7 protein-coding genes are annotated in these 13,641 nt (G+C 60.2%); 3 read left to right on the forward strand and 4 right to left on the reverse strand.

The genetic code is table 11. The annotated features are described in order from the left end of the window. Positions 1 to 212 precede the first annotated feature (212 nt). The gene (locus ABHV46_RS13590) at positions 213 to 2,693 is read right to left on the reverse strand and encodes a helicase-related protein (RefSeq protein WP_438381903.1); all 2,481 of its coding nucleotides are present in this window, start codon (positions 2,691 to 2,693) and stop codon (positions 213 to 215) included. 101 nt (positions 2,694 to 2,794) lie between these two features. On the opposite strand from ABHV46_RS13590, the gene ABHV46_RS13595 reads away from it, so the two are divergent. From ABHV46_RS13595 to gorA, 3 genes are all read left to right on the forward strand, one after another. Continuing rightward, positions 2,795 to 4,456 carry a S10 family peptidase gene (locus ABHV46_RS13595; protein WP_438381904.1) on the forward strand — a complete coding sequence of 554 codons (1,662 nt, stop codon included), beginning with the start codon at positions 2,795 to 2,797 and terminating at the stop codon, positions 4,454 to 4,456. Between the two features lie 117 nt (positions 4,457 to 4,573). Beyond that, positions 4,574 to 5,458: a ferredoxin--NADP reductase gene (locus tag ABHV46_RS13600; protein WP_336946521.1), complete on the forward strand. Its 885-nt coding sequence runs from the start codon at positions 4,574 to 4,576 to the stop codon at positions 5,456 to 5,458. Between the two features lie 101 nt (positions 5,459 to 5,559). Beyond that, complete coding sequence (gorA, locus tag ABHV46_RS13605; protein ID WP_438381906.1) at positions 5,560 to 6,951, forward strand: glutathione-disulfide reductase; 1,392 nt, start codon at positions 5,560 to 5,562, stop codon at positions 6,949 to 6,951. A 36-nt stretch (positions 6,952 to 6,987) separates the two neighbouring features. Here the strand turns inward: gorA and ABHV46_RS13610 are convergent, their stop codons facing one another. From ABHV46_RS13610 to ABHV46_RS13620, 3 genes are all read right to left on the reverse strand, one after another. Further along, positions 6,988 to 7,818, reverse strand: coding sequence for an alpha/beta fold hydrolase (locus tag ABHV46_RS13610; protein WP_438381907.1), 831 nt, complete (start codon positions 7,816 to 7,818; stop codon positions 6,988 to 6,990). A gap of 86 nt (positions 7,819 to 7,904) precedes the next feature. Further along, positions 7,905 to 10,298 (reverse strand): TonB-dependent receptor, encoded by a 2,394-nt coding sequence (locus ABHV46_RS13615; protein ID WP_438381908.1) that lies wholly within the window; start codon positions 10,296 to 10,298, stop codon positions 7,905 to 7,907. A 340-nt stretch (positions 10,299 to 10,638) separates the two neighbouring features. Further along, positions 10,639 to 12,852: a Hint domain-containing protein gene (locus ABHV46_RS13620; RefSeq protein WP_438381909.1), complete on the reverse strand. Its 2,214-nt coding sequence runs from the start codon at positions 12,850 to 12,852 to the stop codon at positions 10,639 to 10,641. Between the last annotated feature and the right edge of the window lie 789 nt (positions 12,853 to 13,641).

A 13,641-nucleotide genomic window follows, 5' to 3' on the forward strand; every position in this document is an offset into this window, starting at 1 on the left:
CACAATTCGCCCTGATTGGCGCCTGAAGCCGCAGGCGATGGCATTATCCCGTTCTCAGGCGCAGCCCGGTTGGGGGCGTGAGTAGGCGATGCTGATCTCTACCCCAGACCCAGGCGAAGGCTTGTGAGGCCCATGCCGCTCTGCCAGGCGTGCAGATCGGCTACCCACCGATTTGCACGCCCTCTTTCTGGGTTTTCAGGGGTGGGCCGGTATCAGCCGCGCCCACGCCCGCGCTTTTTTACTGCCTTGGCGTTTCTCGCTCCGTGTCCGTCTCGGGGGCCGCCTGAGTCGCGTTCAGCGTTCCCTTTGCCGAAGGGGCGTTTTCCTCCCGGCCTCGGGGCTCCCGGTCGTTGGCCTCCGGGTCTCTGGCCTGGCCCACCGCGCTTTTGATGCTCTCGTTCGCGGCTCTGCTGGCGCAGTACGGCCTCGATCCACTCATTGAGGGCAGTCGTGTTGTCTTCTGCCGTCTGTTTGTCGGTATAAGCGTCGGCAAAGCGCAGCGAGAGCCAGCGCCAGGCGACGAGGCGCTTATGGCGCTTCTCGGCGCGCTCAAGCTCTTCGCGCCCCGCTTGGGAGGGCTGAACGAGACGTCCCGTGCCCGGCGGCGGTACACGGCGCCCGGCTGCGTGATCGCTGGCCCAGCCGACGAGGCGGGCGATGCCGTTATCGCGCTCATCGATCGGGCACATCGCATAGACCCAGCGCTGAGTGAGGCTGAGTCCCTCGACACCTTCCAGGGCCGAGGCGATCTCGAAAGCCTGATCCATATCGGCAAGGCGATAATTCGGGTCATCGGCGCGCAGAACAGCGCGCTTGATACGCACCAGAACGCCGTAAAGGCTATCGGTCTCGATTTCCTCGGCGACCGCACGCACAATATCGGAATCCGGCTGCACTAGCGGGCGCAGCTCGGTAATCGGCTCTGGCGGCGCGGCCAGCATCTTGCGTATATGCGCAGGCGTTCCCGCCTCGCCCAGAACGGCCACGATACCGTTTTCATGATGGCCATAGCGCCCGGCGCGCCCGCCAATCTGCTTGATTTCCTGCGCCGTCAGGTCGCGTGTCTGCTTGCCGTCATATTTGCGCAGGGCGCTGAACACGACGCGCTTGATCGACAGGTTGAGACCCATGCCGATCGCATCTGTCGCAACGAGAATTTCGGCCTCGCCATTATTGAAGCGCGCCGCCTCTGCTCGACGTACTTCCGGGCTGAGCGCGCCATAAACCACGGCGACACGCTTGCCGAGAGTCAGCAGCTCGGCGCGCAGATCGAGCACCTCACGGCGCGAGAACGCAATCAGCGCATCGCCGGCTTCGAGGTCGCGCAGCCTGACCGGGGCGCTCGCCGCACGCAGGGGCGATTTGCGTTCCAGCGTAATTTCGTCGAGCGGATCGTCGCAGAGTTCCGCGATGCGCCTGATGAGCGGAATGCAATCCGGTGCGCCCAGAATATAGAGATGACGGGCCGGAACGCCCATGATCGCCGCCGTCCAGGCGGCGCCACGGTCGGGGTCCATCAGCATCTGCGCCTCATCGATCAGCGCGACATCGACGGGGTTGTGAAACGGGCACATCTCGACGGTCGCCGCCAGATGGCGCGCACCGGGAAAATCAATGCGCTCTTCGCCCGTGGCCAGAGAAGCAGGCACCCCGCGAGAAAGCAGTGACTCGCGAAATTCATGCGCAAGAAGACGAAGCGGTGCGAGGGCAAGTCCGCTCTCTGCATTGGCCAGCGCGTTGAGCGCTGTATAGGATTTGCCCGAATTGGTCGGCCCTGTGACGAGCGTGATGCGTCGCTTGAGCGAGCGGGCGGTGCGAAAATGCGCGACATAACGATCGAGTGCCGCAACGCGGGCGATAACGGCATTACCGACCTTGCGGCCCGTGAGGGCAGGGGTGCCACGCGCCCCACCGCGCCATTCCGCAAGCTGCGGGCGCAGACGCTTGAGAATCTCGGGGTCGAATTCGAATTTCTCGGTGCCGTCGGGCTGCGGCGTGCGCCGCGTGACCGGCAGGCGGTTTTCGGCAATCCAGCGCAGCGCCTCGCGGGGCGTACAATGAAGGATTGTCGGCACCTGATCGAAGCCGACAAGACTGTCTTCCCAGGCTTTGAGACGCTCGTTTTCGCGCTTGCGACGAGCCTCGGCACGCGCCTCGATGCGCTCTTCTTCCTCGCGACGGGCTTTTTCGCTCGCGATCAGCTCGGCTTCGAAACCCGTATCCTCGACGCCGAAGGCAGAGGCGACGATCTGTGCCAGACGGTCGATCTGCCCGCCCGAGAGGAAAGTCCCGGCATCGCTCAGATCGGCCTGAACGGCTTCGAGCACATCACGCGGCGTATGGCCCATCTCGCGCAGGCGCCCGGCCAGCGTGTCATCCAGCGTTGAGCGCAGCAGCGGCATTTCGGCGCGCGGGTCATGAACGCGGCCTACAGCATCGAGAATATCCGCCTTGCCGACCCAAAGCTCACCGGCGCGGCGCGTGGCATTCATGAGCTGGGCTGCCCAGTCCTTGCGACGGACATCGCAAAGCAGACGCTCATACTCCGATGGAAGGATGCGCTCCGCCCCGGGCACCAGATTGCGGGCGATCAGCTTGAGAAGGCGCGGCTCCTCTTTGAGCGTGGGAGAAAGGCCAGTATCCTCAATGGCCAAAGCGAGAGCATGATCGGCGGGGGAGCGTGCAGAATCCATGACTCTGTTTGTGCGTTATGGCGCGGTTTGCTGCAACGGCAGACTTGTCCAGCCGCGCGTTTCGTTCTCCTATACGGTCGCGAAACGATCTGAAGGAGCCCATGGTGCGGTTCAAGCATGCCCCGAAACTCTCTGCCATTCTCGGTCTGACGACCCTTCTCGCAGGCACGGCCCTTGCCGCGCCTGATATGCCGCCGCCGCATATGGGGCCGCCGCCGCCGTTCGGTCCCGATGGCGGCCCCGGTGGGGTTCAGGGCCCGGCGTTCCTGATGAAGCCCCAGCATGTGCTGAGCGATGGCAGCGTGACCATTCGCGGTCAGGCCATTCCGTATCAAACGGAATCCGGCACGCTCATCATTCATCCCGCCGGATGGGACGACGCCAATCCAGACCCCAAGGCGCCTCAGGCCGTCGCGTCCGTTTTCTACGTCGCCTATTTCAAAAAGGGCGCGCATTCTGAAAACCGCCCGATCACCTTCGTTTATAACGGTGGCCCCGGCTCTTCCACGGTCTGGCTGCATATGGGCGCGCTCGGCCCCAAACGTGTCGTGACGGTCGACGATCAGCCGACACCAGCCGCCCCCTACAAGGTGGTCAATAACGATGATTCGCTGCTCGATGCGACCGATCTCGTTTTCATTGATGCCCCCGGCACCGGTTATGGCCGTGTGATCGGCAAGGATCGCGACAAGGCATTTTACGGCACCGATCCCGATGCCGCCGCCTTTACCGATTTCATCGCGCAGTTCCTGTCGCGCCATGGCCGTTTCAACTCGCCCAAATATCTTTTCGGCGAGAGCTACGGCACGACCCGCTCCGCCATTATCGCCAATGCGCTGCGCGAAGATAAAGGCATCGACCTCAACGGCGTCATTCTGCTGTCGCAGATCCTGAATTACGGCAACTCCATCGACCGGGCGCAGAACAACCCGAGCAACGATCAGCCTTATGTGCTGGGTCTGCCCAGCTTTGCCGCAACGGCCTGGTACCATCACAAGCTGCCCGACCAGCCTGCCGATCTGAAGGCGTTTCTGGCAGAAGTCGAGCATTTCGCGCTCACCGACTATACCTCTGCCCTCCAGGACGGCACGGGCATCAGCGACGACAAGCTGAAAGCGACGGCAGAGAAGCTGCATCGCTATATGGGGCTGCCGGTCGAGTACATCATCAAGGCCAATCTGCGCGTCAATGGTGGCGAATTCGCCAAGACCCTGCTTGGCGATCAGGGCATGGATACGGGCCGCCTCGACAGCCGCTTCTCCGGCCCGAGCATGGACCCGCTGGGCCAGACACCTGAATACGACCCGCAATCGGCTGCCATGGAATCCGCCTATGTGGCGGCCTTCAACGACTACGCCCACACGACACTGCATTACGGCGCCGATCCGTCCTTCGGCGATGGGTATATGGAATATCGCGTCAGCGCCCATAGCATCGGCAAATGGAGCTTCACGCATAAGCAGCCCGATCAGCGCGGACAGGCGCGTGGCGAGCCGAACGTGCTGCCCGATCTGGCGGCGGCGATGAAGGCCAACCCGGCGCTTCAGGTGATGCTGAACCAGGGCTATTACGATCTCGGCACACCTTATTTCGAGGGCGTGTATGAAATGCGCCATCTGCCGATCCCGCGTGCGCTCGCGAAGAATATCGAGATCAAGCAATACGCGTCAGGCCACATGGTTTATGCGCATCTGCCTGCGCTGCATGAAATGCACGATAACGTTTCGCAGTTTATCGCAAGGACGCATCCAAAATCGTCGTAATATTTTAGAACAGACAGGGCTGTGGGGTTTTCAAAGGGCGAGAGGATGTTTTAGAAATTTCGCCACTTTGGGCGGTGTCAGACCGCCCGCCCCCTGCTTCCTTGCGAAAGAACGCCGATGAACGCGCCTGTCTCACTGCCGATGCCAACCATTGCCGAGCCGCTTTCAGGGCTCCTTCCCGTCGAGGGTCATCCCGGCCAGTACCATCTGGCGCCGCCCAGCAAGGAATACGGTCACCTTCAGGCCTGTGAAGTGCTGAGCGTCCATCACTGGACGGACCGTCTCTTCACCTTCACCTGCACACGTGACCCCGGCCTTCGCTTCGAGAACGGTCAGTTCACGATGATCGGCATCGAGGTCGAGGGTAAGCCGCTGCTGCGCGCCTATTCCATCGCCTCGGCCAATTACGAGGAAGAGCTGGAATTTTTCTCCATTGCCGTGGAAGACGGCCCGCTGACCTCGCGTCTGCGCCACGTCAAGGTGGGCGACACGGTTCTGGTCGGTCGCAAGCCTGTCGGCACGCTGCTGCTCGATAATCTGCGTCCGGGCCGTAACCTCTATTTCCTCTCGACCGGCACCGGGCTTGCACCCTTCATGAGCCTGATCGAAGACCCCGAGTGCTATGAGCGTTACGAGAATGTGGTGCTGAGCCATACCGTGCGTATCTCGGGCGAGCTGGCTTATATGAACCATATCCGCCACGATCTGCCGAACCATGAATTCCTTGGCGAATTCGTGACCAAGCAGCTCAAATACTACCCCGCCGTCACGCGTGAAGACTACGCCGTGACCGATCGCATCACGACGCTGATCGAGAATGGCAAGATCTTCGACGATCTCGGCCTGCCCAAGCTCGACCCAGAGCATGACCGCGTCATGATCTGCGGGTCGCCTGAAATGCTGGCCGATACCGAGAAGCTCCTGCTCGCGATGGGCTTTGACGAAGGCAACATGAACAAGCAGGGCTCCTACGTTGTCGAGAAGGCTTTTGCGGAACGCTAAGCCCTTACCGCCCGTTCTGAGCGGGCGCAGAACAGAATAGCGATCGTGACATGCGCGGCCGGGAGTTCTTCCGGCCGCGTTTTCTTTTGGAGACAAGCCACATGCCGGATTTCGATCTTTTCGTCATAGGGGCCGGGTCGGGCGGGGTCCGTTGTGCCCGTATTGCCGCACAAAACGGCGCCCGCGTCGGCATTGCCGAAAGCCGCCATTGGGGAGGCACCTGCGTCAATCTGGGCTGCGTGCCCAAGAAGCTGATGGTTTACGCCTCAGAAGGGGCAGAGGCCGCTGACGACGCCCGTGCCTATGGCTGGGATGTCACGATCGGCGCGCATGACTGGCCGCGCTTTATCGCCGCCAAGGACAAGGAAATCGCGCGTCTCGATGGCATCTACAAATCCATGCTCGACAAGGCAGGCATCGGTCTTTTCGTCGGGCGGGCGCGTCTGATCGACGCGCATACGGTCGAGATCGGGCCGGGCCCTCTCGATGAAAACGCGACGCCGCAGCGCATTACGGCTGAGAAGATCGTCATTGCGACAGGCGGCCGACCGGCGCGCCCGTCCATCGAGGGGGCGGAACTCGGGATCATTTCCGACGAGGCTTTTCACCTGACCGAACGGCCCGAGCGCGTCTGCATTATCGGCGGCGGCTATATCGGCGTCGAATTTGCCGGCATTTTCGCTGGCCTCGGTTCGAAGGTCGATCTCGTCTTCCGTCAGGATCTGCCCTTGCGCGGTTTCGATCAGGAATTGCGTGAGAAGCTGCTCGAAGCCCTGCCGAAACATGGCATTACCGTCCATGCAGGTGTCTCGCCCGAAAAGATCGAGGGCCTCAAGGGCGGCGCCCGTCAGGTCGCTCTTTCCAATGGGACACAGATCGAGACCGATTGCGTGTTCTTCGCGACCGGGCGCAAGCCGAATATCGACGGTCTGGGTCTCGATGCGCTCGGTGTCAAAACCGAAAAGGGGGCCGTGGTGGTCGATGCACAATCGGCCAGCTCTGTGCCGAATATCTATGCCATCGGCGACGTCACCGACCGGATCAATCTGACCCCGGTGGCCATAGCCGAGGGGCACACGCTTGCCGAACGCCTGTACTCGAAGCACACGCCGCGTGACTGGGCTTACGACACGACGCCCAAGGCCGTGTTCTTTTCCGAAACGCTGGCAAGTGTGGGGCTGACGGAAGAAGAGGCTGCGAAGCAAGCCGATCTGGAGGTCTTTACGGCGTCCTTCCGCCCATTGCGCCAGACATTGATCGGGCGCGACCGCAAGGCGTTCATGAAGCTGATCGTCGAGCGTGACAGCCAGAAAGTGGTCGGCGCGCATATGATGGGCGACGCCGCCGCCGAGCTGATGCAGGGCGTGGCCATCGCCGTCACGGCGGGGCTGACCAAGCGCGATTTCGACCGCACGATCGGCATTCATCCGACAACGGCGGAAGAATTCGTGACCATGCGCAGCCCGACCCGTCAAGTCAGCCGCACGGCGTAGGAACTTCCCCGGCCCGTAAAGGGCCGGGGGAAACAATCAGGGCTTCGTGCTGGCGAGGAAGCTGAGCAGATCGCGGTTCAGGGCCTCGGCATCGGTCGCAAACAGGCCGTGCGGGGCGCTGTCATATTCGACATAGCGCGCATGAGGCACCATCTCGCTCACGCGCTTGCCGGTCAGCTCGTAAGGCACGGTCTTGTCGCCGGTGCCATGCACGACCAGAACCGGCAGGGTCAGCGCTGCGAGATCGGGGCGGAAATCGGTGCGGCTGAAGCTGTCGATACAGTCCAGCGTTGCATTCGGGCTGGCCATCATGCCGAGCGTGAAGCTCCAGTCGATCAGCGCCTGACTGACCGGCTTGCGGATCATGCTGACGCCGTAGAATCCCTTGAGAAACTCCGCGAGAAAATGGAAGCGGTCGCGTCGTATCTGCGCCTTGAACTCGGCAAACACATCGACCGGCACGCCATCGGGATTATCGTCGGTCTCAAGCAGGAACGGCACGATAGAAGCGATCAACCCGACACCGGCAAGACGTGTGGTGCCGAAGCGGCTGACATAGCGCGTTACCTCGCCACCGCCCATCGAGAACCCGACGAGGGTAAGATCGGTCAGGTCGAGATGATCGATCAGTTCGGCCAGGTCGGCGGTGAGCGTCTCGTAATCATAGCCCCCGAACGGGTGGCTCGACTGACCGAAGCCGCGTCGATCATAGGTGATGACGCGATAGCCCGCTTCGAGCAGGGCCAGCGTCTGATATTCCCACATATCGCCCGTCAGCGGCCATCCATGCACCAGCAGGACGGGGCGCCCGGCACCCATATCCTTGTAATGGAGGCTGTTTCCGTCACGTAGTTTCAGCGAGGGCATGGTTGCGTCCTTTTCAAGAAAGCCAAAGCGGTCTCAGGCCAGAACTGGCCCGAAACCGGGGAGTTCCCGTCCCGACAGGAGCGTGATCATTCGAAACTGGCCGAGACCGTCGCAATGGCGGCAAAGCCGGTGCCGACCGCATAGGCGGGCTGCGACCCGGTCAGGGTCTTCCCACCCATTCCCTTGATCGAGGCCGCGGCTGTCGGCGTAAAGCCGGTGATGGAAGAGAGATAATGCACATCGCCGATATTCATCAGGCTTACCATGGCCTTGGGATGCACCCGACCGAAACGCGGCAGCCAACGCCCGATCGAGGCATCGGCGGTGAAATAGGCCGGAATGCTCTGATCGTTCATCAGGGTGGAATATTGCGAGTCCGAATAGCGGAAGTTGAAATTGCCGAGAGTCGTCCCGTCATCATAGGTCAGACCCAGCGCGCCGAGGAATTTGGGCGAAGCGACTTCCTGCTTGCCCTTCGTCGGCAGCACGTCGCCCATATAGGCGATGTTATTGCCGATTTTCGTGTGCATGTATTGGCCTGAGGCATAGGCACTCAGATGGTGCCAGGGACGCGTGGAGAGTTCTGCCTGAATGCCCATGGCCGACTCACCGCCCGCATCGATAGGCTGCGAGGTCAGGATGCTCGTGCCCGGTATATAGGACACGCTGCTGATCTGGTGATGGGTCAGATTATAGTTGAAGCCCGAGATCGTCGCCATGATCGGCCCGTAATGACGAAAACCGATTTCCTCGCCGATCATGTATTCGGGCGTGAAATTGGCGAGAGGCTGTGTGACTGGTACGGGCGTCGTGAAGGTATAGACCGGGACCTGAGCCTGAAAGGACGAGGGCGCCCGATAGCCTGTCGTACCGTTGATATAGATCTGGTTATTCGGTGTGAGCTGATAGGAAATAAGCACCTGCGGTGCCGGGATGAACATGTTCTTTACCGATTTATACGGCTGTGCGCCGGGCAGATCTTCGGTGAAGCTGCGTGAAATCATATTGGCTCGCAGCCCGGCAGCGATGGTCAGGCGATCATGGAACAGCTTGATCTGGTCTTCGAGCCCGAGCGCGTTGAGCTGCTGGAACCCGTTGATGTCATATTGGGTGATCGCCTTGCCGCCCACGGTCAGATAGCCGTTATTCTGGGTGTATTGCCCTTGGCCGTTGACCGCATAATGGTTCTGGAATTCGGTATGGACCGCATAGCTGTACCAGTAGGAAAATTTCAGCGTATTGATGCCCCGATGCCATGAACCGATCAGATTCAACCCACTTGAGGTCTGTACCCAGGGATGAATGCTGATGGCCGTCACCGAACCTTTCGCGGGCGTGTAGCCATCGAGCACCGCGTATTTCTCGGTGCCGCGATAGCCATTGGTGATGGGGATATTGGCGCCGTAATTATTCGGTCCATAGGTCTCGACCGCATAGGGCTGGGCATCGAGCGCAAAGCCATCACCGAGATCGAAATGGTTCTTCAGCGTCCCCACTACGGCATTCGTGGCCTTGGTGTTGAGCTTGTAATAGAGCGTATCGCCCGGCGTGTACTGGCCATGGGTGTTGTAGCTCGTGCCGTATTGACGCCATTGCGCGAGGTTCGGATAGAGCCATTCCGTCTGATTGGCGTAATTATAGCCGAAGATCAGTTCCGAGCTGCTTTTGGGCGTCCAGTGCTTTTCGACGGCTGCATCGAGATGCCAGCGATAGAGACTGCCCGGCCCACGCCAAAGATTGCCGCTGGAATACGAGCCCGAAACGAAGCTCGTAACGCCGCTATGGCCGATCTCGCCCGTATCGATACGCACGAATTCCTTGTTCGAGCTATGCGTACCGCCTGAGCCTTCAGCATAAGCCGCAAAATGCGTTCCCGGATGGCGCAGGCTCATCGTCATTTGCGCGCCATCGGCATTATAGGTCGGCGCGGTGAGGTCGGATGACCCCTGACTGACCGAGACATTGGCAAGGTCTTCGTTATCCACCATGGCAGAGGTATAGGCCCCATAGGTGAACGGATCGGCCAGCGGCATGCCTTCATAGATCATGCCGATCTGGGTCTGGTCGAGACCACGAATATGCACGGTTTCCGACGTCGTGCTGAGCGGCCCTTCATTCGTGCCCTGTACGCCCGGCAAGCTGGAAACGAGCACACCGGGATTAACCAGGGGCGATTGCTTGGAGATATAGTCCTGCGTGACCATGCTGATGGATTTTGCCTCGGTCTGACGCGCCATGAGCCCGCCACCCTGCACGGCACGACGCGCCGATACGCTGACATTCTCGTCATGCGTTGCCATGAGCTCACGCGGCTTTGCCTGAGGTTTGGGTGCCGCCTTGCGTCGCGCCGCTGCCGGAAGCGGTTTGTGATGGGTTTTCGCGGCTGCCGGATGACACACTCCGACGCTGGCGAGTGCCACAATCCCGAACGTGCCGAGAGGAAGAAGAGCCCGTTTGCGGGCGGAACGCGAAAACGACATGGCCTGATCCTGATGGTCTCAGGGCAGACGCAAGGTCACGCCGCCCGATGCGGACGCGACGGTGTCGAAACGGTTCCAGTATTTCAAACCACGATTTTATTTCGATTTTATGATGAAACGGTTAATGCGCCTGCTCCAGAAGGGATGCTTCTATTTAAGCATATGCATCGAGCGCAAAAAGAAGCAGGACGAACCCAGATTTTTTTCATGAGCAGTGATGGCGAAAGAGCCGGACGCAGCCTCATGGGGCGACGCCGCAGAAGGCGTATCGGTCAGAACAGGGAAGCCATCACCGGAGCTACTGGAGCGGCTTCGCCTCCTCTATGGCGGATCGTCGCTGTCAGCGCGCCCGATAGTGAGCGTGGGCGACCTGTACAGAGACGATGCAGGGAAACTCGATATCGGCCTCTTCCAGAGTTACGAGGCCGCTCCCTGCGGTCCAGCGCCAATGGCCATTATCGCGCTCATGCCACCCTGGCAGCCTGGCGCGTTGCAGATGGCGGGTGAGGGATTTTGTGCCCGAGGGCGAATAGAGGTCGATCTCTCCGGCCAGAACGCCCAGACTGCGCCTGTCATCCAGATGGCAACCGTAGCATTCGCTCGGAATATGCGTATCGGAGCAGAGATAAAAGCAATCTGTCCGCTCCCGCAGGAGGAAAACGACCCTGTTGCAGTCGCATCTCATGGGGGGGATCCGGCGGCCTGAGGCGGTTTGCAGATAGGGTGTCTGCAATAGGTCCTCTGACCGACCGTTTCTGCCTTGCAGAGCGGGGAACATTTTTCTGATCTGCAGGACCGTATCGGCTTGTGTCACCAACGGTGCGACCGCGTCACGCGACCAGAGACGCTGTTGCGGCGTGAAACCCTCAAGGGCTTCGTGATGCGTAAAGATCGCACGGTTCCCCGTGTCGAGATAGGTTTCGCTCAGAATACCATTACAGTCGATCAGACGATGTTTCTGCGTCTCGATATGGTAATATTTATACGCCGTCATATCGGTTCTGTATTTTATGGCATGCCCATCCACCAGCAGCCGCGATGGCACGAGTTTTCCATCCAGGAAGAGACAATGCTCGGGCGTGACCAGCAGGTTCTGGCAAGGCGCATCGGGGCCGAAAGCATGGGCAGCCACTTCGACGGGATACCCGGCGAGCGTGAGAGGCAGGTCGGTATCGACGCGCTTGTAACCCTCTCCGCAGAACTGGATGATTTCCACATGACGCGTGCCATCAGAATAGCAATAGACAGGGTCGCCGGGGCGGAGTGTCTCCACGCGTCTCCGGCCTTGCGGTGTATCGATCAGGGTGCCTGCCAGATAGCAGACCTCGAAAATGGTCTGTCCGTTATCTCCGGCAACAAGCGCATAACCAGCTTGCTGAACGCCGGGAATAAACATCACAAATACGCCGCCCTGCCGCAGATGCAGCGCAACATGATCGGCATCCGGGTAGCTGACGCTCACGATGTCGGATTTCCGAATGTCGTTCAGGACAATCTGATCCGACAGACCTGCATGGTCGCCATTGAAGCCCAGCATACGGATCGAGGGGCTACCAGTGCCTGTAATCGTCACCTTGGCGAGGCTGCTGCCCCCGAGATCGATCGTGCCGGTCGTTTGGGCGTCGACCGTGGCCTCGCCCCCGCCTGCCAGTGTCAGCGTGCCGCCGATAACACCGCCTGAGGCAATAGTGGCCGAGCCGCCCGACGACACGATCATGTTGGTCGTGGTGCCCCCGGCCCTTACGACGACCGACCCGCCAGAAACGATTGTCGTTCCGACATCGAGACCGCCCGAGGAAGTGAATATGGTCCCTGCCGCGTTAACGACGGAGCTGATGGCCGTAGCGCCAGCGTAAATTACCTGTGAGCCGCCGCTACCGATGACGGTCGCCTGCGCCTGCCCGCCGGAGGAAATATATTGAATGCCCCCATCGATCAGCGTTGAGCCTGAAGCAACACCACCCCCCGCGGCGTTCGTGCGGTTATTGAAGCCGACATCCTGCCAGCCCTTATTTTTGATAATCGCGTTGATCGAGGCGGCGCCTGCGCCTTGCACGGCAATATAGCCACCATCGGCTGTCTCATCGATGCCGGTGCCCCCGCTCCCTATGAGGATGGCGCCGATCTGAGACGGAGTGCCGCCGCGGCCCATGCCGAGGGCGGTTGCGCCCGAACCGATTCCGCTCGTAACCGTTTCGGTCCCGCCACTCCGTATTCCGATATAGCCGTCGGCCTGTCTGACCGTGTTGAAGCTCGATCCGCCGGAGAAGATGTGAATAGTTCCGCCAGCCCCCGCGATGGCATTGGAAAGTCTCGCACCGCTGCTGAGATAGATGCCGCCCTGCGAGATGGTGGTCACGTTTCGGATATCCGCGCCAGCCTGCCCCGTGACGACGGCGAAGGGGCCTGACACCGTACCCCCTTTCATGCCTCCATAAATATCAGGCTGGCCGCTGATCAGACTTGCCGAGTTTGCCGTGAGTGTTCCGCCGGCAAAAACCGTGCCGCCTGACATGAGGCCACCCGAGAAGAGGTAGATCGATCCACCGGACATCGCCGTTGCGCCGGTGAGCGTTGCACCGCTGCTGACATAGATGCCGCCCTGAGAAGCCGCTGTTATGTTTCGAAGATCGGCGCCGGCACGCCCCGTAACGACAGAAAATGCCCCCGTAACCGTTCCGCCCGATAACGCGCCGTAGATGATCGGCTGCCCTGCAATGAGGCCGCCTGCGGCGAGGCCGATCGCTCCGCCGGTCAGGGCCGTGCCGCCGGAGAGCGTGCCACCGCTACTGACCGAAAGGGAACCGCCGCTATTGATGACCGGGTTGGAAGCTAATTCTCCGCTCGAGATGACGATCGTCTATCCGTTGCTGATCGTTCTGTCATAAATATTCATATCCACCCCACCATGAACATTACGGAGAACCGCATGCCTTCATGGCGCGAGAGAAAGCGGCGATTCAAACAACGGGGTTCGCAATAAACAAACTTTAACGATTCGGTCAAGTTGTGGGTTTTGTATAGGTGGGTAAACGACCTTAATTTACGACACTTTATTATCTTTTCTCTATGATTAATAAAGATAATCCCCACAGATAAATATTGATGACATTCCATGTCGAATCGTTATTTGTGACAAAGGCTTTCTATGCTCTGTGCGCGAGATGTTTTCCAGACAAAGGCAGCTCGGGTTACTCGGCGACGAGAGGGGCCTGCCGCCAGATTTCCGCCCGCAATGATCGCCTCGCACGACGTAATGCTCCTGTCTTCTGAACGACGAAGACCGCCTCGATCATTCGAAAGGAGCGCCCCGGATGCTGCTGATGATTTTCATTGACGCTTC

The sequence above is a fragment of the Asaia sp. BMEF1 genome (genome assembly GCF_051628905.1).
Lineage (GTDB): Bacteria > Pseudomonadota > Alphaproteobacteria > Acetobacterales > Acetobacteraceae > Asaia.

Excerpts from the sequence above, each read along its gene's own strand:
- ABHV46_RS13590 (WP_438381903.1), bottom strand. The coding sequence starts at position 2,693 with ATGGATTCTGCACGCTCCCCCGCCGATCATGCTCTCGCTTTGGCCATT.
- ABHV46_RS13595 (WP_438381904.1), top strand. The coding sequence starts at position 2,795 with ATGGTGCGGTTCAAGCATGCCCCGAAACTCTCTGCCATTCTCGGTCTG.
- ABHV46_RS13600 (WP_336946521.1), top strand. The coding sequence starts at position 4,574 with ATGAACGCGCCTGTCTCACTGCCGATGCCAACCATTGCCGAGCCGCTT.
- gorA (WP_438381906.1), top strand. The coding sequence starts at position 5,560 with ATGCCGGATTTCGATCTTTTCGTCATAGGGGCCGGGTCGGGCGGGGTC.
- ABHV46_RS13610 (WP_438381907.1), bottom strand. The coding sequence starts at position 7,818 with ATGCCCTCGCTGAAACTACGTGACGGAAACAGCCTCCATTACAAGGAT.
- ABHV46_RS13615 (WP_438381908.1), bottom strand. The coding sequence starts at position 10,298 with ATGTCGTTTTCGCGTTCCGCCCGCAAACGGGCTCTTCTTCCTCTCGGC.
- ABHV46_RS13620 (WP_438381909.1), bottom strand. The coding sequence starts at position 12,852 with ATGTCCGGTGGATCGATCTACCTCTTCTCGGGTGGCCTCATGTCAGGC.